This window comes from Cohnella hongkongensis (assembly GCF_042654645.1).
GTDB lineage: Bacteria > Bacillota > Bacilli > Paenibacillales > Paenibacillaceae > Cohnella > Cohnella hongkongensis.
The window spans coordinates 16,165-41,358 of the sequence record NZ_JBHSEP010000021.1 but is presented as its reverse complement, the minus strand read 5'-3'; the positions used below and the strand labels follow the sequence as shown (position 1 = coordinate 41,358).

The 25,194-nt window shown below is 59.0% G+C and carries 13 protein-coding genes and 1 CRISPR repeat array (1 of these 14 only partly in view); all 13 genes read left to right on the top strand.

Annotation, left to right across the window (positions count from 1 at the left end):
• Positions 1–3 precede the first annotated feature (3 nt).
• Positions 4–1,413 carry a four-carbon acid sugar kinase family protein gene (locus ACFO3S_RS22170; RefSeq protein WP_378100537.1) on the top strand — a complete coding sequence of 470 codons (1,410 nt, stop codon included), beginning with the start codon at positions 4–6 and terminating at the stop codon, positions 1,411–1,413.
• Positions 1,414–1,431: 18 nt separating this feature from the next.
• Positions 1,432–4,701, top strand: coding sequence for a glycoside hydrolase family 2 TIM barrel-domain containing protein (locus tag ACFO3S_RS22165; protein WP_378100536.1), 3,270 nt, complete (start codon positions 1,432–1,434; stop codon positions 4,699–4,701).
• A 296-nt stretch (positions 4,702–4,997) separates the two neighbouring features.
• Positions 4,998–6,152: a GntR family transcriptional regulator gene (locus tag ACFO3S_RS22160; protein ID WP_378100534.1), complete on the top strand. Its 1,155-nt coding sequence runs from the start codon at positions 4,998–5,000 to the stop codon at positions 6,150–6,152.
• A gap of 202 nt (positions 6,153–6,354) precedes the next feature.
• Positions 6,355–8,562, top strand: a complete 2,208-nt coding sequence (locus ACFO3S_RS22155) for a hypothetical protein (protein ID WP_378100532.1) — start codon at positions 6,355–6,357, stop codon at positions 8,560–8,562.
• 142 nt (positions 8,563–8,704) lie between these two features.
• Complete coding sequence (locus ACFO3S_RS22150) at positions 8,705–9,652, top strand: ABC transporter permease (RefSeq protein ID WP_378100530.1); 948 nt, start codon at positions 8,705–8,707, stop codon at positions 9,650–9,652.
• A gap of 39 nt (positions 9,653–9,691) precedes the next feature.
• Entirely contained in the window at positions 9,692–10,603 is a 912-nt protein-coding gene (locus ACFO3S_RS22145; RefSeq protein ID WP_378100528.1) for a carbohydrate ABC transporter permease, read from the top strand.
• A 61-nt stretch (positions 10,604–10,664) separates the two neighbouring features.
• Complete coding sequence (locus ACFO3S_RS22140; protein ID WP_378100526.1) at positions 10,665–12,356, top strand: extracellular solute-binding protein; 1,692 nt, start codon at positions 10,665–10,667, stop codon at positions 12,354–12,356.
• Positions 12,357–12,544: 188 nt separating this feature from the next.
• Positions 12,545–14,080, top strand: a complete 1,536-nt coding sequence (locus ACFO3S_RS22135; RefSeq protein ID WP_378100524.1) for a response regulator transcription factor — start codon at positions 12,545–12,547, stop codon at positions 14,078–14,080.
• Positions 14,081–14,083: 3 nt separating this feature from the next.
• Positions 14,084–15,802, top strand: a complete 1,719-nt coding sequence (locus ACFO3S_RS22130; protein WP_378100522.1) for a sensor histidine kinase — start codon at positions 14,084–14,086, stop codon at positions 15,800–15,802.
• 155 nt (positions 15,803–15,957) lie between these two features.
• A complete protein-coding gene (locus tag ACFO3S_RS22125) occupies positions 15,958–16,902 on the top strand; it encodes an ABC transporter permease (RefSeq protein WP_378100520.1) in 945 nt (314 codons plus the stop codon).
• Positions 16,903–16,926: 24 nt separating this feature from the next.
• The gene (locus tag ACFO3S_RS22120; RefSeq protein WP_378100518.1) at positions 16,927–17,823 is read left to right on the top strand and encodes a carbohydrate ABC transporter permease; all 897 of its coding nucleotides are present in this window, start codon (positions 16,927–16,929) and stop codon (positions 17,821–17,823) included.
• Positions 17,824–17,868: 45 nt separating this feature from the next.
• The gene (locus ACFO3S_RS22115) at positions 17,869–19,494 is read left to right on the top strand and encodes an extracellular solute-binding protein (protein ID WP_378100516.1); all 1,626 of its coding nucleotides are present in this window, start codon (positions 17,869–17,871) and stop codon (positions 19,492–19,494) included.
• 111 nt (positions 19,495–19,605) lie between these two features.
• The gene (locus ACFO3S_RS22110) at positions 19,606–22,026 is read left to right on the top strand and encodes a hypothetical protein (protein ID WP_378100514.1); all 2,421 of its coding nucleotides are present in this window, start codon (positions 19,606–19,608) and stop codon (positions 22,024–22,026) included.
• A 224-nt stretch (positions 22,027–22,250) separates the two neighbouring features.
• Positions 22,251–25,194: a CRISPR direct-repeat array (repeat unit 32 nt; unit sequence GTTTCAATCCACGCTCCCGTATGGGGAGCGAC); it runs 313 nt beyond the window's last position.

The following is a 25,194-nucleotide window of genomic DNA, read 5'->3' as shown; positions in this document are numbered from 1 at the left end:
GGGATGAGGGAGAACCATAAGGCGCATTCGGCAGAGATGAGCGGGCGGCCGCGAAGGCCGATCTGCTATTACGGAGACGACTTTACCGGCTCGACGGACGTGTTGGAGGCGCTGTTCCGTTCCGGCATGAAGCCGGTGCTGTTCCTGGAGGCTCCGACCGCGGAGCAGCTGGACGGCCGATTTGCCTGGGCGGACGCCTTCGGTGTGGCGGGCGTCGGCCGGTCGATGTCGCCGGACGAGATGGAGCGCGAGCTGCGGCCGATCTTCGAGACGCTGAAGGGCGCCGGAGCGTCGATCGTGCATTATAAAATATGCTCCACGTTCGATTCCTCGCCGCATACGGGCAGCATCGGCAAAGCGGCGGAGCTCGGGCGCGACGTGTTCGGCGGCCGTTATATTCCGCTGCTCGTCGGCGTGCCTTATCTCGGCCGGTATACGCTGTTCGGCCATCATTTCGCGGCGGCGGGGGAGCGGGTGTACCGGCTGGACCGCCATCCGACGATGTCGCGGCATCCGGTGACGCCGATGGACGAGGCGGACCTGCTGCTGCATTTATCCAAGCAGACGCCGCTGCGTACATCGTTGATGGACATCCTGGCGCTCGACGGCGAGCTCGGGGAAGTTCGCGCCCGGCTGGAGGCGCGTCTGGCGGAAGAGAGCCCGGATGTGGTGCTGTTCGACGCCTTCGACGAGAAGCGCCTGCGGACGGTCGGGCGACTGATGCTGGAGGAGGGGGAGCGTTCGGGACCTCTGTTCGTCGTCGGCTCGTCCGGCGTCGAATATGCGCTCGGCGCCTGTCTGGAGGAGGACGGTTCGGTCCGAAGGGAGGCGTCCGAGGAGGCGTCCGTCGGCTCCGTCGATCGGCTGCTCGTCGTCTCCGGAAGCTGCTCGCCGGTGACGGAGAAGCAGATCGCCGAGGCGCTGGAGGCCGGCTTCGCCGGCATTCGCGCGCCGGTGCACGAGCTGATCCGTCCGGAGCTCGCCGGCGAGGCGAGAAGGCGTCTGCTGGACGAGGCCAGGAGCTATCTGCTCGCGGGCCGGAGCGTCGTGCTGTATTCCGCATTCGGACCGGCCGACCCGAGCATCGCGGCGCTTCGCCTTGCGCTTGAAGACCTGGGGCTGCGGGCCGAGGACAGCAGCCGGGTGCTCGGGGCCGAGCTGGGCGCTCTTACCCGGACGCTGGTCGCCGAGGCGGGGCTGTCTCGCGTGCTCATCGCCGGAGGAGACACGTCGGGTTACGTCGCGAGGGAGCTCGGCATCTACGCGCTCGAATGCGTATCCGCGCTCGCGCCGGGAGCGCCGCTCTGCCGGGCGTTCTCGAGCGACGCGGCGCTGGACGGACTGGAGCTCGTGCTCAAGGGCGGACAGGTCGGAGGAGAGCGCTTCTTCGAGAGGGTGCTTCAGGGCGGATAAGAGATGGAGGAGAACGTCATGCAGGAGATGAGTAGAGGCGTCGTCCCGGACTGGGCGAGCCTGGAGGTGCTGGGAAGGCATACGGAGCCGCCGCACGCGTATTTGATTCCTTACGCGAGCCGCGAGTCGGCCCTGACGGAGACTCGTGAAGAGTCTTCTTTTTTTCGTCTGCTGAACGGGAATTGGAAGTTTCGATACTGCGAATCTCCGGAGCAGGCTCCGCAGCGGTTCGAGGCGCCGGATTATGCGGACGGGGACTGGGGGGAGCTGCCCGTGCCGGGCAACTGGCAATTGCACGGATACGGACGGCCTCACTACAGCAGCTGTCCCTACCCGTTTCCGGTCGATCCGCCCCATGTGCCGCAGGACAATCCGACGGGCTGCTACCGGACGGCGTTCCGCATCGACGAGGCGTGGAACGGCCGCAGCGTGCGCCTTGTGTTCGAAGGAGTCGACTCGGCTTATCACGTCTGGGTTAACGGGGCGCTGGCGGGCTACAGCCAGGGCAGCCACATGGCGGCCGAGTTCGACATTACGGAGCTGCTCGTTCCCGGCGACAACGTGCTGGCGGTCAGGGTGTATCAGTGGTCGGTCGGAAGCTATCTCGAAAGCCAGGACAAGTGGCGGCTGAGCGGGATTTTCCGGGACGTCTACTTGATGGCGCTGGCCCCGGTCTCGGTCCGGGACGCGAAGGTCGTCACGGAAGTGAACGAGAGCAGCGGCGCCGCCGATCTGAGCGTGTCGCTGGCCGTCGCCAATCTGTCCCGGACGGAGCAGCCGGCGAGCCGGCTGCGGATCGAGCTGCTCGATCCCGCCGGCCATCCGGTTCTGGATCGCTGCGAGGCGGTATCCCCGCCTCCTGGGGAGGAGCGGACCGTAGCGCTAAGCGCATCGCTGACGGATCCGAAGCTGTGGACGGCGGAGACGCCCGAGCTGTATACGCTGCTCCTTACGCTGACCGGTCCGGACGGTCGAACGGCGGAGGCGAAGCGGATTGCCGTCGGCCTTCGCCAGGTTCGGATCGCGGACGGCAAGCTGCTCGTTAACGGGCGGCCGATTGTCGTCAAAGGCGTTAACCGCAACGAGTTCGACCCCTGGCGCGGCTTCGCGATCACCGTCGAATCGATGAAGCGGGACGTCGAGCTCATGAAACGCCACCATATCAATACGGTCCGGCTGTCCCACTATCCGAACGATCCGCGCTTTCTGGAGCTGTGCGACCGCTACGGGCTGTACGTCATCGACGAGGCGAATCTGGAGACGCACGGCTTCGCGTTCACCGGCGAGCGGGTCAATCAGGAGACGCCGGGCTTCGCCAAGGGCGCCGCAGAGAGCTTCCTGTCCAAGCACCCGGACTGGAGGGAAGCCTATATCGACCGGGCCCGGCGGATGGTGGAGCGCGACCGCAATTTTCCTTCGGTCATCGTCTGGTCGCTCGGCAACGAATCGGGCTACGGCCCGAACCACGACGCGATGGCCGACTGGATTCGCGAGGCCGATCCGACCCGGCCGATCCATTACGAACGGGCTTACGACGCGCCGATCGTCGACATCGTCAGCACGATGTATCCGTCCGTGGACATGCTGATCGCGGAAGCGAACAAACCGGACAGCCGTCCCTATCTGATGGTCGAGTACGGTCATGCGATGGGCAACTCCACGGGCAATCTGCGTGAATATTGGGAGGCCGTCTACAAGTATCCGCGCCTGCTCGGCGGCCTGATCTGGGAATGGGCGGATCTGGCCGTCGGGCGGCGAACCGAGGCCGGAGAGCCGTATTACCTGTACGGAGGCGATTTCGGGGAGGAGCCGCACAGCGGCAGCTTCTGCCTGGACGGCCTGCTGTTCCCGGACGGCACGCCGAAGGCGTCCCTGCTGGAATACAAGAAGGCGCTTGAGCCGGTCCGAACGGAGTCGTGGAACCCGTCCACCGGCGAATGGACGATTCGCAACCGGTACGACTTCTTGACGCTGGCCCACTTGCGCGCGGTCTGGGAGCTGAAGCGCGACGGAGAAACGGCGGCGAGCGGCGAGCTTCCGGCGCTAGCCGCCGGGCCGGGAGAGACGGAGACGGTGCGTATCCCGCTTCCGGACGGCCTGCTGCCGGACGGGCGGGGCTCTGAAGGCGCAGACGGCGCCGGCAGACGGCTCCCGGGCGAGTATTGGATCCATGTCCGCTTCGTTCCGCGCCGGCGCGCCCCGTGGGAGGAGCCGGACGACGAAGCGGCGTGGGCGGATCTGCCGCTGGAGGTCGCGCCGCAGCGGCATCCGGTCGATTCTACGGGCCGGCAGGAGTTCCCCGGTTCCGGGGAAGTTCGGCCGGAGCTGCCGTTCGGGAGCTCGGCGATGCCCGGAGCGGAACGAACGGCGGACGGGAAGATCCCGAACGATGCACGCGGCCGGTTCCGGATCGAGGAGGACGACCGGTACGTTCGCGTCGTCGGCGCCGACAAGGAGCTGTCGTTCTGCAAGCGGACGGGGCGGCTCGCGGACTGGATCGTCCGGGGCGTATCGGTGCTGGCGTCGGGGCCGAAGCTTAACTTCTGGCGCGCGCCGGTGGACAACGACGTGCGATTGGCCCGGGAATGGGTTAAGGCGGGCTACGATCGGCTTGTCACCGACATACGCGGCGTAAGCTTTCGGCCGACGGCCGAATCGGAGCTGGCCGTCTCGGTCGACGCGATCGTCGGCGCAAGAGGCGAAAGCGTCGCATTCCGGACGCGAACGCTGACCGTTGTCCGCGCCGACGGATCGCTGCGGATCGAAGCGCGAGCCGAGCCGAGGGAGGGGCTGCCTCCGCTGCCCCGATTCGGCTTCGAGCTGACGATGCCGGCCGGATTCGAGAGGCTCGACTGGTTCGGCAGGGGACCTCACGAGTGCTACGCCGACCGCAAGGAAAGCGGCAAGCTCGGCGTCTACGGCGGGACGGTCCAGGAGCAGTTCGTGCCGTACGTCAAGCCGCAGGAGAACGGCAACAAAGCCGACGTCCGCTGGGCGGCGGTGACGAACGGCTCCGGCGTCGGCCTTCTGTTCGCGGGCGCCGAAGGGGGACTCTTCAACGTCAGCGCCCATCATTACGCGACCGAGGATCTGACCCGCGCGAGCCATGTTCACCGGCTGACCCGTCTGAAGGAGACGATCGTCAAGCTGGACGCCGCCCAGAGCGGTCTCGGCAATCACAGCTGCGGTTACGCGCCGACGCTGGAGTCCTACCTGCTCCGGCCGGACCGGCCGCTCGCGTTCGCGCTGGACATGGTCCCGTGCGAATCGTTCGGCCGTCCGTTATAGAAGTACAAAGAACCGTCCCGTATCCGCGACTTGCGATCAGGGGCGGTTTTTCTATATTGAATATATATAATTTGGGTGTCGAGAAAGTTCGACAAGCGCGCGGACAATTCCCCATCAACGGCGATTGCCCGAAAGGGGCGAAGGTCGAACGATGGCGAAAATCGATTGATTTTCACAGCTGAGGATAGGGCGAAAGTACCCGGTTTCCGGGGGGCTCCTTCGGTACTTCTGTTGCTCTTTGCCAATAAGAAATATAATATATATTACATATTACCGCTATGGGATTGGTGATGACGATGAGCGCGAACGAACGAGTCCCGCTATATCAGCAAATTCAGGACTACATCCGGGATATTATCGCTGTAGAGGAGATGAAGAGCGGCGACCGGATTCCTACGGAGAAGGAGCTGATGGAGCGGTTCCAGGTCAGCAAGATTACGGTGGCCAACGCCTTGACCGGCCTTGCGAACGAACAGCTCATTACCCGGGTGCCCGGCAAAGGGAGTTTCGTGGCGGACAAAGGGGCGAGGCAGGGAGCGTCTGCGCCGGCCGCCGCCTCGCCGGGACAGGAGAGCGGCGAACGGGCCGCGCGCTCCGGGATGATCGGTCTGGTCATGCCGTCGATCGACGATTATTTCGCCATCCGGCTGATCGAGGGAATCCGGCAGGCGCTCGAAGCGGAAGGATACCGGAGCGTGATCATGCTGTCCGGCGGCGAGCTTGAGAAGGAAAAGGCGGCCATCAAGGAGCTGAAGTCGCTCGGAGCGGAGGGCTTGCTTATTTTCCCGGTGGACGAGGAAAATTATAACGAGGAAATTCTGAGCATGAAGCTCGGAGGCTTTCCTTTCGTTCTGATAGACAGGCATCTGCCGGGCGTCGAGACGCATTTCATCGCCTCGGACGGCAAGCAGGGCATTCGTCTTGCGATCGATCATCTCTGGGAGCTCGGGCATCGCGAGATCGCGATCTGCTCCGATTCGCCGCTGCAAACCGTGACGGTGCAGGAGCGGATCGAAGGCTATATCGCCGCGTTGAAGGACAAGGGCGCGCTGATCAATCCGGCCCATATGATTACCGGCTTCGAGCTGGCCCGGAGCTTAAAGCGCCCGGAAGGCCATCCGCTGTTCCGGTATATCCGCAACCGGATGGCGACGGCGTATATTTCCTTGAACGGCAGGCTCGGGGTTCATATCTATCAGATGGCGCGGCAGGCGGGTCTCGATGTGCCCGGGGACGTGTCGATCGTAAGCTTCGACGATCCGACTTCGATCGTGGAGGAGTTCAGCATCTTCACGCATATCAACCAGTTCGAGAGAGAGATGGGCGTCAAGGCGGCGGGCAAGCTGCTTGAGGTGATTCGCGGCGAGCGGAGCGCGAGAAGCTTCGCCAAGTCGCTCATCGAACCGCAGCTGGTCGTGCGTCAGACGTCGGGACCGATTCGGCCTCGCTGATCCATCGGGAAATCGTCCGGATAAGCGGACCGTATTCGCAAGGCGGGAGGAAGCCTTTTCCTATTCAGGAGGCTCCCTCCCTATTTTTTTCCCTTTTTTCTAAAAAACATATTGAATATATACAAGATGTATATTATAGTCAGTGGAAAAGAGATCAGGAACCTTCGATTGGCATCCGAACAAAAACGGGAGGTTGGGCGAAATGGCGAGAGATCGAAACGAAGAACGGACAGGGTTTCAGGAATCGGGTCCTTATCACCCGGACTACGATCTGCAGACGGATTTCGTCATGGTGTACGGCATCGACGATACGATGGAGCGGCGAATCGGGGAGTGGCGGGACAAAGGCTACATCGTGCATCTGATGACCGGCATCGCGTGGGGGACTTACAACGACTATCTGGACGGCAAAACGGACGGGCGAGCGCACTGGGACGAGGCGCAGACCGATCGGAAGGGCGAGATGATCGTGCATGGGAAAAAGCCGGTCGTCATTCCTTACATGGTGCCTACGCTCAGCTTTACCGATTATTTGGCCGAGCGAATCCGCATCGCCGTGGATGCGGGGGTGGAGGCGATCCATCTGGAGGAGCCGGAGTTTTGGGTTAACGGCGGTTACTCCGAGGCGTTCAAGCGGGAATGGCTGCTCTATTACGGCGAGCCATGGTCGCCCCCGCACGCTTCGCCGGACGCGCAGTATCGCGCTTCGAAGTTGAAAGCGTTTTTATATACGCGGGCGCTGGACCGGCTATGCGCGGAGATGAAGGACTACGCTCATCTTCGGTACGGCCGGCAGCTGCGGTTCTACGTTCCGACGCACAGCCTGATCAATTACACGCAGTGGCGGATCGTCAGTCCGGAATCCAGACTGCTCGAGCTGCCGTCCATCGACGGGTACATCGCCCAGATCTGGACGGGAACATCGCGAACTCCCAACGTGTACGAAGGCGTGCGCAAGGAACGAACCTTCGAGACGGCGTATCTCGAATACGGCATCATGCAGGAGCTGGTCAGAGGCACGGACCGCCGCATGTGGTTTCTTCACGACCCGATCGAGGACAATCCGAATCACACCTGGTCGGATTACAAGCAAAATTACATCAAGACGGTTGTCGCCTCTCTCCTCCATCCCGGTGTGTCCCGCTATGAGGTGTCCCCTTGGCCGCGGCGGATTTTCCAAGGGAAATATCCTTCGGAGGACGGCGCCGGAAGGGTGGCCATTCCGCCCGATTACGCGACGACGCTGCTTCATGTGATGCATACGCTCGGGAGAATGGAGCAGGACGAGGTCGAGACGGAGGACGCGGCGCAGGGGATCGGAGTGCTTATTGCCGATTCTGCGATGTTCCAGCGGATGAAGCCGGATGCCGCGGCGGCCAATGCGGGCAAGTACGACGGAACCGATCCGGAGGGCTTCCTGCAAGAAGGGGACGCGGAGCTGCTTGATTTCTCCCCGTTCTACGGTCTCGCGCTGCCGCTGCTCAAGCACGGCATTCCCGTACGACCGGTCCAGTTGGATAACGTAAGGCGCTTCGCTCATTATCTGAACGATTACCGCGTCCTGCTGCTCAGCTACGAATATATGAAGCCGGAATATCCCGATCTGCATTACGCATTGGCCGGGTGGGTGCGGGAAGGAGGAGCGCTCATCTATGTCGGAGACGACTCCGATCCGTATCACCGAATTCGAGCCTGGTGGAACGAGAGCAAGAGCTCGAACGGAGGAAGCCGGATCTATCGTTCGCCCCGCGAGCATCTGTTCGAGCAGCTGCAGCTGGGCGAGGCGGCAGGCGGAGTCCATAGCGTGGGCAAGGGCGCGGTCGGCTATCTCGCAGTTCGGCCGGACGAATGCGCCGCGTCGGAAGCGGGAGCGGAGTCGCTGCGCTCGACGGTCAGACAGGCGATGAAGGCGCTCGGAGATCCGTCGTGCGGCTGGCGTTCGAAGCACTATTTCAAAATGAAGCGGGGACCTTACGTGATCGCGGCGGTGATGGAGGAGTCGGTTGCGGATGAGCCGCTCGACATCGAGGGCCCGGTCGTAGACTTGTTCGACCCGAAGCTGCCGGTCAAGCCGAAGGTGCGGCTGATGCCGGGCGAGCAGACGCTGCTGTTCGATGTGGAGGCCGGCCGTCCGGCGGCAGACGAGGCGGCGGTCATCTCCGCTTCGTCCCGAATCGAGGAACTGAGCTCGCAGGCATACGGGTTTACGTTCGTCGCGAGGGGGCCCGCAAGCATGTGCGCGACGGCAAGGTTCTATTGTCCTCGCATGCCGGTCTCCGCTGCGCTTGAATGCGAAGGGACGACGGAGCCGATGGCATGGGAATGGGACGAAGGGACGCGCAGCGTTCTGCTGGAATACCGGCACGGGAACGAAAACAAGGCGAAGGTGCGGGTCGACTGGGAAAGCTGACGCCGCTGTTCCGTCCGGGCTTCTTCCGACGAGACCGGAGAAGCCTGGACGGCAGAGCCGCTGTACGGAAACGATTCCGTACGACGGTCTCGGATTTGAACGCGCTTCGAGGGGCTACATTTTGCAGGAGGTGGGAGAACCCATGATCGTGAAAGAAGCGAGACCCGGGGTCTTGCCGATAAGAACGAACAAAACCTGGACCAAGGTATGGAGCTTCAGACATATCTACTTATTCATGCTCCCCGCGATCGTCTGGTACCTCGTGTTTTGCTACTATCCGATGTACGGCATTTTGATCGCGTTCAAAGATTTCAAATATAACATGGGAATACTAGGCAGCCCCTGGGCGGGCTTTCGATATTTCGAACAGTTTCTGAACGATTCCAGTTTCTATTCGGTTCTCTACAATACGCTGTCCATCAGCGCGCTCAAGCTGCTGTTCGGATTCCCGGCGCCGCTGATTCTGGCCTTAATGCTGAACGCCGTCCTGCACAACAAAATTAAGCGGATTTTCCAGACGATATCCTATCTTCCCCACTTCGTATCCTGGGTCGTCGTCGTGACGCTGATGCAGAAAATTCTTTCGCCCAACGTCGGGCTGATCAACGACATCCGTGAACGGATGGGGCTGGAGCCGATCTTTTTTATGGGCATGACGTCGTTGTTTTATCCGCTGGTCATTATTTCGGATATATGGAAGGGCGTCGGATGGGGATCGATCATTTATTTGGCCGCCCTGACCAATATCGACCCGCACTTGTACGAGGCGGCGGAAATGGACGGCGCAGGCCGCTGGAGCACGTTATTCAAAATTACGCTGCCCTGCCTCACGCCTACGATCGGCATTTTGCTGATTTTCTCTCTAAGCGGCATCCTGAACGCAGGATTCGACCAAATCTGGCTCATGCAGACGCCCGCTACCATAAGCGTCGCGGAGATACTGGACACCTACGTGTTGAAAACGGGGATCCAGCAGGGGCAGTTCGCTTACTCCACGGCGATCGGCTTGTTCAAGTCGTTCATCTCGCTCCTTCTTATCGTGGTCGTCAACAAGATCTCCAAAAAGGTAAGCGACGTATCGCTATGGTAAGAGGGCGGCTTCATCACATGAAACAAAGGAGGCGCGGGTATGGGCGTAAGAAAAATGTCCGCAGCCGATAAAGCGTATTCGGCATTTAATTATGCGGTGCTGACGTTGTTTAGCCTGACGGCCCTTTATCCCTTTATCTATTTTCTTGCGCTTTCGTTTAACGACGGCTACGACGCCATGAAGGGCGGCATCTACTTTTTCCCGCGAGCCTTTACGCTTGAGAACTACAATAAGGCGTTCAACAATCCGCTCATATTGAATTCCTTTCTGATCTCGGTGTCAAGAACGTTTATCGTCACCGCAGGTTCCGTTCTGCTGACGGCTCTTCTGGCCTACGGGCTTTCGCGCAAGGGACTGCCGGGAAGAAAGTATATCGTGTTCTTCTTTTTCTTTACCACGCTGTTCAGCGGCGGGCTGATTCCGACCTTTATCCTGTTCCGGCAGCTGGGGATCCTCAACACGTACTGGGTGCTGATTCTGCCGATGATGTACAACTTTTTTAACGCGATCGTCATGAAAACGTTTTTCGACGGAATCCCGGGAAGCCTGTCGGAATCGGCCCGAATCGACGGCGCCAGCGAGCTGTCGGTATTCGCGAAAATCATCCTCCCTCTTTCGATGCCGGTTCTCGCCACGATCGCCTTGTTTGTCGGGGTAGGCGTCTGGAACGATTGGTTTACCGGACAGTTCTTCGTTCAGAACGAGGACCTCTATCCCGCCGCCACGTTCCTGAACAAGATGATCAGCGAAGCTTCCTTCCAGACGATGACGGGATCAAGCGGCTCCAGCATCCAGAACATGAGCCAGTCCCAGATGGGGCTGCGCGGCGTCACTCCGGAAGCGCTTCGGATGACCTTCGTCATCATCATTACGACACCGATCATCTGCGTGTATCCGTTCCTGCAGAAATATTTCGTGAAAGGCGTGCTGGTAGGTTCGCTGAAGGAGTAGCCGACGGTATAAAAGGCACCGCCTTTTATATAAAAATGAGCAAACGAAAGGGGCTTGTCAAATGCGCAAAACAAAGTTGAAAAGTTCGCTTAGCATGATGATTGCCGTCCCAATGCTCGTACTCGCTGTCGCCGCATGCAGCGGAAACGGAGAAAGCAACAGCTCGGGGGTTCCCTCGGGAAGCTCGGAGCAAAAAGGATCGGAATCGCCCAAGGCGGTCACGCTGACATACCTGAGCGCCTGGAACGGAGGCGGCGGCGCATTCCCGCAGGACCAGGAAAACAATCTCGTTGCGCGGCAAATTAGGGAGAAAATCGGCGTAACGCTGGAGCTGGAGTCCATTACGACCAGCGAGGTTGAAAAACTGAACACGATTTTTGCTTCCGACACGGTTCCGGATATCGTCAACGCCCCGTTCTGGTCGACGACATCCGGTGAAGGGCAAGTCATCAAAAAGGCGGCAATGGAAGGGCAGCTTCTGGATTTGACCCCTTATCTCGATAAATATCCCAACGTGAAGCGGCTGCTGACGACCGGCGTATCCAAGGACTTTTACGAATTCGAGATGAACAGCCCGGACTTCGAGGGCAAGCAATATTTTATTCCGGTGGAGACGCCGGACGGTACGCTGGAGAGCATTCATAACTGGAATTACGGCCTCTATGCGCGCGGAGACATTCTGAAGGCTTTGAATGTGAATCCCGCAGATATCGATACGCAAGATAAGCTGTACGAGCTTCTGACCCAAATCAAGAACGGCAATTTCAAGGATATCGGCGGAAAGTCGGTCATCCCTGCCGGCACCATGCACAACGGCTGGGATTATGGCCAATTCCTGGCGGGGTGGTCGGATTACAACATTTCGGACTTCCGTCTGGAAGACGGGAAGCTGACGCATTGGACGCTTGGCGAAGATCAGGAACCCCGAATGCTGTTCATGAGAAAACTGATCTCGAACGGTCTGTTCGATCCCGAAGCCTTCAGCAACACCGATACGACCGCCAATGAGAAGCTCGCTACCGGCAAGATGGCCGTGTTCGGAGCCCAACCGATGATGGCCCAACTGGAAAAGACGCTCTACAAGACGAACCCCGAAATGCAGTACGAATTGCTGGGTCCGATGAAAAACAAAAAAGGGGAAATCGCGACACAGGTAGCGACGCCCGGACGCGGCGGATTCCCGGTCCTCTTCTTGAGCGCCAAAATCAAAGATCCCGATGCAGCGCTGCGGTACCTCGATTATGTAAACAGCGACGAAGGCCGTCTGCTCGCTCATTGGGGCATCGAAGGCCAGACGTATACGATGGACAACGGACAGCCTCGGTGGATTCCCGATGTGAAGCAAAGGTATGACGATAACCCGGACGAGAAACGCGACGACGGACTTAACTTTCTGCCCGGCCGATTCATCGGCGCCTTCTCCTCCGATGTAACCTGGCCACAGCCGGAGGACCAGAAGACGGAGTGGAAGAAGCTGGAGGAAAGCTTCTCGAAAAAAATGCCGATCCAGGTGATCGACAAGATCAGCGCCAACTATGTTGCCAGGGAATGGCCGTCATACGAAAAATACCGGGATGCGACCAGCGCTTTGAATTTTGACACCGAATTCCGGAAAGCCCTCTTCGCAAAATCCGATGAAGACGCGCTGAAAATTCTGCACGACATCCAAGACAAGTACAGGGCGGCAGGCGCGCAGGAAATGGCGGATTTCGTAGCCGAGAAAGCGGCCGCCCGGGACGATATCGGCTTCTAAAAAAATGAAAGCGGGAATATAGATTAAACGTCCAATCGACCCAATCGCCTGAATCGGCGGTCGGGTCGATTGAGGTTATGCGCCCGGCAGGGGACGTAGCCTCGTTCAGATTGTGGACAGCAGGAGGATGATATCCTCGTGTCGAACAAGGAGTTGAACATTCGAGCAAGCAGAAGGGGGAAAGCGGCATGCTGAAGATGCTCGTAGTGGACGACGATAAGTTCGAAAGGGAGGGCGTGCGGTTTCTGGTCGGGAAGTTCAAGCTCGAACTGGAGCTGGCCGAGGCCGACAGCGCCGAAAGCGCGCTGAAATATCTCGAAACCAATCCGGTCGATATTGTGCTGTCGGACATTCGGATGCCCGGCATGGACGGACTGGAGCTGGCGGACCGGATCAGGCAGGCAGGCTGGCCGGTTAAAATCATCTTCATGAGCGCTTACGGGGAGTTCGAGTATGCTCAGAGGGCGATCGACGTGCGGGCGATCCGCTATATGCTGAAGCCGATCCAGGTGACCGACGCGCTGAAGGTGCTCTCGCAAGCCGCTCAGCAGTGCGAGGAGGAGCGGCAGGAGCGGGAGCAGCTGGAGCGGATGGAGATGGCGTACGAACGGGAATCGCGCAAGGAGAAAACCCGGCTTCTGGCCGATCTGCTGTCCGGGCGGCTTCAACCGGACGAGTACGCCGGCATGAGGCTGTCCGAATTCGGCTATGCGCCGAGCCTGCGCCTGCTGATGCTGGACGCGCCGAGCCGGTTTTTCGACCGGACGCCTTCGGATTTCGAGAAGCGGCTCGATGCGGTTGTCGGGCGGTGGCGGGAATGGATTCACCTGAACGAATTTCAGGCGCTGCTGTTCGCCGAAGCGCAGCCGGGAGAGGCCGCGGAACCGTTCGTGAGCATCGCGCGGACGCTGACGGAGCGGCTGCGGTCCGATTACGGGCAGGACGTCGCCGTTGTCGTCAGCGGTCCGGTAGAGACGATCGACCAGCTTATTCGCGAATATCAGACGATGGAGACGTCGCTCGAAGGGAAGTTTTTCTGGAGCGAAGGGACGGTCGTGCTGACGAATCGGACGTCCCCGGACGAGGTGACGACGGCCGTTCAGGAGATGCTGGACGAAGTGAAGCGGCACATCGAGCGCACGCGGTTCGACTTCGCCTCGCTGCGGTTCGAGCAGCTGTTCGATCAGCTGCAAAACAGCGATCGCCTATCTTCCATCTATGTCAAATACGTATGCATGGAAGTCGTCAAAGCGCTGTTCGACGCTTCGGCGCGTAAAAACTTCGATCTCTTCAACAAGCATCTTGAAAGCGTAAACAAAACGACGAGGTTAACCGATCTGCGCCTCGTCATGAGGGCCGTCCTCGAAGAGCATTCGCCGCCGTCCGCCTCCAGGCTCGGAGAAGGCTCCTCGAAGGCCATCGAAGAGGTCGTCAGCTGGATCGAGAGAGAGTACGATCAGGATCTGTCGCTGGAGCGGCTGGCCGAGCGAGTGTATCTGTCTCCAAGCTATTTGAGCTACCTGTTCAAGAAGCAGAAGGGAATCAGTCTGAACAAATATATGACGCTGCACCGGATGAACAAGGCGAAGGAGCTGCTGCTGACGACTAACGTCAAAGTGGTGGACATCGCGCCGAGAGTCGGCTACGCCAACGTGCCCTATTTTATTTCCTTGTTCAAAAGCCATTTCGGCAAGACGCCGGCGCAATTCCGGGAGGAGTCGTAGACGATGAGCCGGACGCCGCCCGGATTGTTCAATCGCATGCGGTTCAGGAACAAGCTGTTTCTCTCGTACATGGTTGTCGTCATTATTCCGATTCTCATCCTGGGCGTCTACGCGTACAGCCAATCGCGGCAGATGCTGGAGTATCGGACGCTGGAAGGAATCGACAAGAACGTCGCGACGGTCACCGGCAGCATCGACAGCTCGCTCGAGCGCTACAATCATACGCTTCGGTCGATTATCTACAACGCCACGTTCCAGAAGATCGTCGAGAACGATTACCTCGATCTGGTGAATCTGTCTCGGGATTTGAACGGCTACCTGACGCCTTACGTCAATATGATGAAAAACCTGGACAACGACATTGCGAAAATTACGCTCTACACCCAAGGGGACGTGCCGGAGTACGACACTCTCCTGCTTTCGTCCGAACGCGTCGCCGACGAGGCTTGGTACCGGGAGACGCTCGAGTCCGCTCCCCATCCGTACCGCTGGTTTTATGACGAGGGGCTGTTCGTCACCGCGAAATTCCCCCGCAGTCTGGGGAGCGATAACGCCCATATCGTTTACATGAGCCTGAACGCCGGGACGATCTTCGGCGTGGCGGAGATGCAGCACGACAACGGCGTCGTTATCGCCGACGGACAAGGCCGGCTGATCTATGCCAACCCATTCGCCTCTCGCTTTCCCGACTTCACGGCGGAGGAGATGCTCAAGCTGAAGGACGGGACCGTCAAGCTGGGCGACACGCGCCTGTTCCTGGCCCGAAAACCGCTTCAGCAGAGCGACTGGACCATCTACTGGTTCGTGCCGGCCGACCAGGCTTCGGTTCAGGCCGGGTCGATTATTAGCGCCACCGTCGGTATGATCGCCATCTGTATCGCGATCATGCTGTTCGTCATTACGCTGTTCTCCCGGACGATGATCCGGCGCATTCTGGCGCTGAACGTCATGATGAAGAAGGTGGAGATGGGCAATCTGACGCTGAACGTGCACAGTCCGGACCGCGACGAGATCGGCGAGCTGACCAATCGGTTCGGCAGCATGCTGGAACGGATCAACGCGCTGATCGAAGAGTCGTACAACGGAAGGATCAAGCAGCAGGAGGCCGAGTTGAAGGCGCTTCAGTGGCAGATGAATCCCCACTTTCTGTACAACGCGCTTTCTTTCATCAACTGGAAGGCGCTTCGCAAGGAGGCGTACGACATCAGCCATACGGTCACGTCGCTGTCGCGGTTTTACCGGACCGCGTTGAATCGCGGCAGCAACCTGATCTCCGTACGCGACGAGCTGGACAATGTTCGCTCCTATCTGGAAGTCATCCAGCTCATGCAGGACTACAGCTTCGATGTCGTCTACGAGATCGACCAGACGGTGCTGCGATTTTATACGATCAATCTGATCCTGCAGCCTCTCGTCGAGAACGCGATTCAGCACGGGGTGAACCAGAGAAGCGAAGGCGGGGGAACGCTGCACATCTCGGCCGCCGCTCGCGAAGGGTCGATCGTATTCACCGTTCGCGATAACGGACCGGGCATGCCGGACGAGCTGATCCGGGCCGCCGCCTCGACGCAGTCGAGCGGCTACGGCCTAAAAAACGTGAACGAGCGGGTCAAGCTGAAATTCGGCGACGTCTACGGCATAGCGATCGCGAGCGAGAACGGAGTCGGAACGACGATCGAACTGACGGTCCCCCAGTATCTTCCGGAGACGGAGGACAGGTAGGACCTCGATTTTCCGTACGTGCGGAGAGCCGGGGTCTTTTTTTTTTCTAACGGGGGCATTGCCAAGTGCGTAAAAAACCGAAGCGTTTCGAAAATCTTTGATAATTCCTTATGATCCGGTCGCTGATATAGTGGAGAACAGGAGGAGGCGACAGGATGAACAAAACGGCATCGATCAGTGGAAAGCGGATACATTCCGAGCGAATGCGCCTCATCAAGCGGTATCGCGTGCTCCTGCTGATGATGGTTCCGGCCATGGTTTATTACGCGATTTTTCACTATGCGCCGATGTACGGCGTATTGCTGGCATTCAAGGATTACAAGCTGACGGAAGGCATCGTCGGCAGCCCGTGGGCCGGGTGGAAGCATTTTGAGGCCATCTTCTCGGACAGCTACTTCTACACCATTCTGAGAAATACGCTCGTTATCAGCCTGTACAAACTGGCGTTCGGATTCCCGGTTCCGATTCTGTTCGCGCTGCTGATGAGCGAGATCGCCAGCGTCAAGTTCAAGAAGCTGGTGCAGACCGTCTCTTATTTGCCGCACTTTATGTCCTGGGTTGTGCTGGGCGGCATCTTTTTCACCGTCTTCTCTCTGGAGGGGCCGGTCAACTCGATCGTCAAGCTGCTGGGCGGCGATCCCGTCCTGTTCCTGGCGGACGACCGTTACTTCCGTTCCATTCTCGTCGCGACGAGTATCTACCAAGGGTTCGGCTGGGGCTCGATTATCTATTTCGCGGCGATTACCAACATCGATCCTCAGCTGCACGAAGCGGCCATTATGGACGGGGCGGGCAGATTTCAGAGAATGTTCCGCATCTCGATTCCGATGCTGGCTCCGGTCATTGCGATTATGCTGATCCTCTCCATGTCGGGCATTCTGGATGCGGGCTTCGACCAGATTTTCAATATGTATAACGTCAAGGTTTACCGAGTCGCGGATATTATCGACACCTACGTGTACCGCAAAGGTCTGCTGGAGATGAACTACAGCTACGCGACGGCCGTCGGGCTGTTCAAGTCGGCGGTGGCGCTCGTGCTGATCGTCGCGGTCAATCAGGTCGTCAAGCGGCTCGGAGGACGAGACCATGCGCTGTGGTAAGCCCGAAGGGAGAGGAGGAAGACGATGATCAACGTGAAAAAGTCGAGCGGAGACCGGGTGGTCGATGCGGTGCTGTATGCGGCAATGGCCGTCATTATGGTCGTGACGCTGTATCCGTTCTGGACGCAGGTCGTCATATCGCTGGACGGAGCCGGCGTCGGCGGGACGGCCTACGCATCGGGGCTGATCTTGTGGCCGAAGGAGCTGACGCTGGCCAGCTACAAGCTGGCGTTCGAATTCTCGGAGCTGTGGACCGGCTATGCCAACACGCTCCTCAGAACGTTCGTCGGGGTGCTGCTGTCCGTCTTCTTTACCGCTCTGACCTCGTATCCGCTGGCCAAACGGGATCTTCCCTTCAACGGCCTGTTTACCGGAGTGATCTTGTTCACGATGCTGTTCGGGGGCGGTCTGATTCCGACTTACCTGCTCATCAAACAGCTGAACATGATCAACACGCTGTGGGTGCTTGTGATCCCCGGCATGATCGGCGCGTTTAACGTGCTCATTATGCGGAACTTTTTTCGGAGCATTCCCGAGGAGCTCGAAGAATCCGCACGGGTCGACGGAGCCGGCTATACGAGAATCTTTTTCCAGATCGTTATCCCGCTCTCTAAGCCGGTGCTGGCTACGATCGCGCTGTGGGTCGGAGTCGGCCACTGGAACGCCTGGTTCGACGCGATGATCTACGTGAGCGATCCGGACAAACAAGTGCTTCAGGTCATTTTACGCAAAATCGTCATTCAGAACGATATGTCCGACATCAACAACGTGATCAACAGCATTGGCAAAGCAACGGCGTTCTCCGGCCGGCAGCTGCAAGCGACCGTCATTATGTTCTCGATTATTCCGATGTTGATCGTCTATCCGTTTATTCAGAAGTACTTCGTGAAAGGTGTCATGATCGGCGCTATTAAAGGGTAAGCCCTTTTTAATAGAAAATAACGACAAGGGAAGGGTTGGTTAAAGATGAAAAAGAAGGGCTGGCTGTCTCTCTTACTGTCGGTTGTTCTTACGGCAACACTGCTATCGGCCTGCGGCGGGAACAACAACGGCAGCACGACGAGCCCGAGCGCTTCACCGAGCGCTTCGCCCAGCGAAAGCGCAGCCTCGAGCGAAAGCGCTTCTCCGGACGCTCCGATGAAGCTGACGTTCTGGGATCTCGACGGCACGGCCGTGAAGGATTCCCCCGGAATCGTGGCGCTGCAGCAGAAGCTGAATATCGAGGTCGACTATATCTCGACGACCCGGGAAGCGATGAAGGAAAAACTGAACCTGATGCTGGCCTCCAACGACATCCCGGACTGGTGGAAGGAGCCGTCGTTCCCGGATTACGACAAGCTGCTTCAGCAGAGCGTAGCGGCCGAGATCCCTCAGGAGCTGATCGAACAGCATATGCCGAAATACGTCTCCTGGCTGAAGCGGTATCTCGGCGACGATCCGTTCCAGTACGTGCGGCGGGACGGCAAAATTTACGCTCTGCCGGTCATCTGGGACATCGGGATTGACGGGGTTCAGCTTGCCTTCCGCGAGGATTGGCTGAAGAAGGTCGGCATTACGAAGACTCCGGAGACGCTTGAGGAGATGGAGGAAGCGCTCACCCGATTCCGCAACGACGACCCGGACGGCAACAACCAGAAGGATACGTACGGCATTACATCGTCCGGCGATAATATCGAGTCGATGATGAGCTCGGTCTTCGGCGCGTTCGACGCCTATCCGAATATTTTCCGAGTGAAGGACGGGAAAGTGGTTCGCGGAGAGATTGAGCCGGGCGCCAAGCAAGCGCTGGAGGTGCTCAACCGCTGGTACAAAAATGAGCTGATCGATCCCGAGTTCGTCGTCAATAAAGGCAACAACGTCGAAGACAAGGTGCTGGGAGGCAGGGTCGGCGCCATTGAATACTACTGGTGGGCCTTCCTGCCGGGCAGCGCCTTCCTGGGAGGAGAGCAGTGGTACGACAAGCTCAAGTCGCAAAACCCCGACTTCAGCTTCGCGATTACAGGCGGCGTGAAGGGGCCGGACGGCAAGTGGGGCATCTCGCAGTATAATCCGGCGTTCGCATCCGGCGTGATGTTCGGCAAGCAGCTCGAGCAGAATCCGGAGAAGATGATCCGCTATATGCAGGTGTTCGAGGCGACCCAGTTTGACCCGGATTCTTACGCGGCGTTGAATTTCGGTATCGAAGGCACGCACTGGAAGCGGAGCGACAAGGGCACCGTCGAGTTCATTCCGCCTTACGATAATGAAGACGAGCGCAAGAAGGCGGGCATCGTCGCCTATTCGATGGCCGGCTCCTTTAACGACTATGATTTCCAGACGTCGTATACGTCGGATGAAAGCCTGCGCCAGCTGGCGAAGGATACCCGTGCGCAAGGCTCTCGCGAGATCGACATTCTCGCGCCGTTCAGCAAGCCGATCTACAATGAAACGCAAGACAAGTTAAAGCAATTCACGCTGACAACCTTCATCGATTTTATTACGGGACGCAAATCGCTGAACGAGTTCGACAGCTTCGTCGCCGAGTGGAGGAAAATGGGCGGGGACAAGGTGCTTGAGGAAGCTCAGCAAATCTACGATCAATATTTGAAGTAATCGTCCGTGGACCTGGCAGGAGGTCGTTGTCCCGCCTAACGGACAACCGCCTCCTGCCTGCTGCCGCGTTCGCTGAAGTTTCGCCGCCATGAGCGAAAAGGAGGACCATCGATGACTCACAACATACGCGCCGGGCAGCTTGTTCTGGCGATCAACGGTAGGGGAGAGGTTCGGCTCTGGGCCGACAGATCAGGAGCTCCGGACGGGGAGCCGACCGCTGCCGCATCGTCGCCGCTGCTGCGGCTGCTGGCCGAAGATGAGCTTCTGTCGCCGTTGCGGTGCGAGTCTCAACCCAAGACGGGGACGCTCAAGCTGACGTATGCGAACGGAACGAGGGCGACTGTCGGCGTAGCGGAGAAGAACGGATACGCGGTGCTGGAGTTGGCGTCCATCGAGCAGGGCAGCCCGGATGCGGTCATCTGGGGCCCTTATCTCACCGGAATCGGCGAATCGATTGGCGAGTCGGTCGGCGTCGTGCATGACGGCCGCTTCGCGATTGGCTTGCAGGCGCTTAACGCGAAGACGATCGGCGGCTGGCCGCTGGAGCTGGGGCGGCTGGCCGAGATGGCGCCGACGTACAGCGAGGGCGGCGCGCAGGACCCGAACGGCCGCGGGCCGTCCGATAACAAGTTCGAATACGCTGTATGCACCGCCTGGCCGACGATGGACGGCGGAAGCGCGCTGCAGGCTTATGCGCGCGATCGTACGAAGCGGTCGATCCGGCCCGTGTGGAACGTGCCGTCCGCCGACGTCCGGCCGTTCGAGGGGGAGGACGCTTCCCTGGCCGGAAGCCGCATCGCTCTGTTCGGCTGCCCGTCCGATCGGATATTGGAGACGATTGAGCGGATCGAGCTGGGCGAGGATCTGCCCCATCCGACCGTCGAAGGACAATGGGGGAAGACGTCTCCGGCGGCCAACCAATCGTATCTGATCACCGATTTCACGGAAGAAACGATCGGGGATGCGGTTCGATATACGAAGCTGGCCGGGCTTCGCTATGTTTATCATCCCGATCCGTTCGAGCAGTGGGGCCACTTTAAGCTGAAGCGGGGCAGCTTTCCCAGCGGCGACGAAGGGTTGAGGCTTTGCTCGGAAGCTGCGCGCGCGGAAGGCGTCTCGATCGGCATCCATACGCTGAGCAATTTTACGACGTTAAACGATCCTTACGTGACGCCGGTGCCGGACGAACGTCTGCAGCCGATCGGATCGGCGTCGCTCGCGGAGGACGCGAACGAGCGGGACGACCGTCTGGAGATCGACGAGCCGTGGCCGTTCATCGTGGCGATGTACCGCAAGACGGCGCGCATTGGCAGCGAATTGGTCGAATACGACGCCGTATCGGAGACGGCGCCCTGGACGCTGCTCGGCGTGAAGCGCGGCATGCACGGAACGGCTGCGTCGCAGCATGCCAAGGGAGAGAAAGTCGAGCGGCTGTGGGATCACCCGTACGACGTCGTGTTTCCGGACCTGGCGCTGCAGGACGAGTATGCCGAACGGCTGGCCGAGTTGATGAATAAGGCCGGCATACGCCAGGTTTCGTTCGACGGTCTGGAGGGGCTGTATGCGACGGGGCAAGACGATTACGGCGTCATCAGGTTCGTCGAAATGCAATATCGGCGCTGGAAGCAGGAAGTGATCAACGACGCGAGCATCGCCGTGCCGAACTATCTGTGGCATATCGCGACGCGCTTTAACTGGGGCGAGCCTTGGGGAGCGGAGACGCGCGAGGGGCAGCTGGAATGGCGGCTCAGCAATCAGCGGTATTTCGAGCGTAACTTCATACCGCGAATGCTCGGCTGGTTTCTCATCCGCTCGGCATCCGACCGGTTCGAGGCGACGGCGATCGACGAGATCGAGTGGGTGCTGTCCAAGGCGGCCGGCTTCGGAGCAGGCTTCGCGCTGGTGGCGGACGGCGCAGTCTTGAAGCGCAACGGCAACATCGAGCAGCTGCTGGAGGCGGTGCGGGAGTGGGAGACGGCCCGGAGGCTTGGCGCGTTCAGCGCGGAGCAGCGGCAGCGGCTTGTCGATCCGAAAGGGGATTGGCATCTGGAGCCGGACGGAGACCGACGGTGGAAGCTGTACCCGGTGCAGGCGACGAAGCCGCTCGTCTGCAACCCGGCCGAACTGCAGCCAGGTCAGCCGGGCGGTTCGGATTGGGCGATGTTCAACCGGTATGGGGAGCAGCCGCTTCGGTTCACGATGCGCGTGCGTCCGTCCTACGGCAACGAGGACGCGGCTGTGCAGCGGCCGACCTTCTATACCGACGGCGTCTACATGACGTTCGATACGGTAGTGGCCGCGAACCAGTATCTCGAATGCGACGGCACCCGCTTCGGCCGCGTCTACGACGCCAACCGCAACCTGCTGCGTGTCGTCGAAGCTGCGGCCGACGCCCCGACCGTCCGCCATGGCGGGCAGACGCTTTCGTTCAGCGCCAAGTTCGTCGGCGATCCGAAGCCCGACGTCACCGTCAAAGTATGGCTGTACGGCGACCCGGAGACCGTCTCAGCCGATCGGGAGCAGATGCAATAGGCAGTCGGCGGCATTGAATAGGCAGGGTTCTAATCGCTTAAAAAGCCTGAATGGTGGCGTTCCGTCGACCTCATTCAGGCTTTTTCTGGCTTGCAAGGCTGGGTCTAACCATGGTCCCTCATAGGAGCGACGCGTTGAGTACAAGGACGTCGAGAACCCGATCCTGCTTCACGCTCCCGTGTGGGAGGGACTGAGGACGACAGGCGCTCCGCCTACCTGTGCGCGTTTCAATCCACGCTCCCGTATGGGGAGCGATCGCACGTTCCGAGACTGGTTTCTGTAAACGGCGGGTTTCAATCCACGCTCCCGTACGGGGAGCGACGTGAGGGAGGTCGCAAAGGGGCGATACAACGATGTTTCAATCCACGCTCCCGTATGGGGAGCGACCGGTGTTGTACGCAAGGCCGTGGAGAGTTTGCCGGTTTCAATCCACGCTCCCGTATGGGGAGCGACGTCCCTACGCCTAGCTGATTGAGGCCATATACCCGTGTTTCAATCCACGCTCCCGTATGGGGAGCGACTTTCTTCTGCCTCGGCCGGCTTGTCCGGATTAGGTTTCAATCCACGCTCCCGTATGGGGAGCGACATAACCCATTCATTCGGGCAAATGCGCCATATTTGTTTCAATCCACGCTCCCGTATGGGGAGCGACCCCGCAGGAGCCGCCAAACCAGCTTCATCGAGTAGTTTCAATCCACGCTCCCGTATGGGGAGCGACATCGCCAAACCAAAAATAGCCGCATCCCCAAAAGTTTCAATCCACGCTCCCGTATGGGGAGCGACAAATAGAAATCACATACTTCGTAGCCTTTAACTTGTTTCAATCCACGCTCCCGTATGGGGAGCGACAAGGCGGTAGAAACGAATTTTGCCCAATATGGCCCGTTTCAATCCACGCTCCCGTATGGGGAGCGACTTCGGAAAACCTGCGCTCCATTACTGGGGTATGTTTCAATCCACGCTCCCGTATGGGGAGCGACTGCGCTTTTAATCGCCACGATTGCGCTAACATCGTTTCAATCCACGCTCCCGTATGGGGAGCGACTTTGACGACCGGGCTAGGGCTTTTGAGCTGGAGTTTCAATCCACGCTCCCGTATGGGGAGCGACTCACGCTTGTAAAGGTGATCCGGATCGTACCGTCGTTTCAATCCACGCTCCCGTATGGGGAGCGACACCCCCGAGGAAAATGGCGCGCTCGTCGTAGTTAGGTTTCAATCCACGCTCCCGTATGGGGAGCGACGACCCTGGTCGAGGGCATCGTAAGCGCGCTTCCTGTTTCAATCCACGCTCCCGTATGGGGAGCGACCAGAGCTGGCGGAATCTATCGGGGCGCGAAAGGTTTCAATCCACGCTCCCGTATGGGGAGCGACGCCTCTATTTCTTTCGATAATTGCTGTTGGTATCGTTTCAATCCACGCTCCCGTATGGGGAGCGACGCAATGAGATGCAACACAAGTTAACCGAAAAGCAGTTTCAATCCACGCTCCCGTATGGGGAGCGACATGGTGATTACGGCCCGTCTGTTTCATAGGAGGGGTTTCAATCCACGCTCCCGTATGGGGAGCGACATGATCTCCCGGGTAAAGCCTTGGACTTCGGGTTGTTTCAATCCACGCTCCCGTATGGGGAGCGACGGACGATTCCGACGCAACGCGGTTGATCATCGCAGTTTCAATCCACGCTCCCGTATGGGGAGCGACACCCGGAGCTGCGCCGCAGGCTGATCATGGCGAGGTTTCAATCCACGCTCCCGTATGGGGAGCGACCATCCTGGCTATAAGGCGGTGAGACAATGGCGGGAGTTTCAATCCACGCTCCCGTATGGGGAGCGACTATTATCGACGGAGAGTCGCTCACCGTCGATATGTTTCAATCCACGCTCCCGTATGGGGAGCGACCGGCCATCAGCAGGAAATTCGCAATCGCCGAAATGTTTCAATCCACGCTCCCGTATGGGGAGCGACTGATGCCGCGAAGCAAGCGCTCAACAGTACAAAGGTTTCAATCCACGCTCCCGTATGGGGAGCGACCTCCCCATATGCTAATACGGATAAATGCAAAAAGTTTCAATCCACGCTCCCGTATGGGGAGCGACCGGACACGACGTCATCTTTACGACGGCGATGGTCGTTTCAATCCACGCTCCCGTATGGGGAGCGACCTCCGGGTCTATCTCGGGCGCTTCCAGCATTTGTTTCAATCCACGCTCCCGTATGGGGAGCGACGTTGTCGTACCAGCGACGATTTGATTCCATGTTGGTTTCAATCCACGCTCCCGTATGGGGAGCGACCTGGGATAGAGTCATTTAGTTGCTCGTTTAATTCTGTTTCAATCCACGCTCCCGTATGGGGAGCGACGCAAGGGCAACAATATAAGACTGTACGCAACAGGGTTTCAATCCACGCTCCCGTATGGGGAGCGACTTGGCAAAGCTCGAGCAGCTGAAAATGAGCATGGTTTCAATCCACGCTCCCGTATGGGGAGCGACAGGAAGCCTATACGCTGATCGCCCAGGGGGCGCAGTTTCAATCCACGCTCCCGTATGGGGAGCGACACGACAACAATGTGAGCTTAGGTTCATCCATTCGGTTTCAATCCACGCTCCCGTATGGGGAGCGACTTCCGGCGTTTCGCGGCGTCCAAATAACGTCTCTGTTTCAATCCACGCTCCCGTATGGGGAGCGACTAACCTTGTTAGCAAATAACAACTACGATCCGTTGTTTCAATCCACGCTCCCGTATGGGGAGCGACCAGATGTGGCCCGGCAGCGAAATACTCATATTGGTTTCAATCCACGCTCCCGTATGGGGAGCGACTCGAGTGCTAGTTTGATTACGCTATGAGGCTTACGGTTTCAATCCACGCTCCCGTATGGGGAGCGACATCCGATAAAACGAGATTTGTTATGAGATGCGGAGTTTCAATCCACGCTCCCGTATGGGGAGCGACTTGGATTTTTCCGCTTCCCGAAGCGCCAAACCTAGTTTCAATCCACGCTCCCGTATGGGGAGCGACGCCGGTATTCCTTGGCGATGGACTGGAGATTGGAGGTTTCAATCCACGCTCCCGTATGGGGAGCGACCGATCGCCATCGTAAATCCCCCTCTCCCTGATGGGTTTCAATCCACGCTCCCGTATGGGGAGCGACGCGAGTTCCTCGCGAG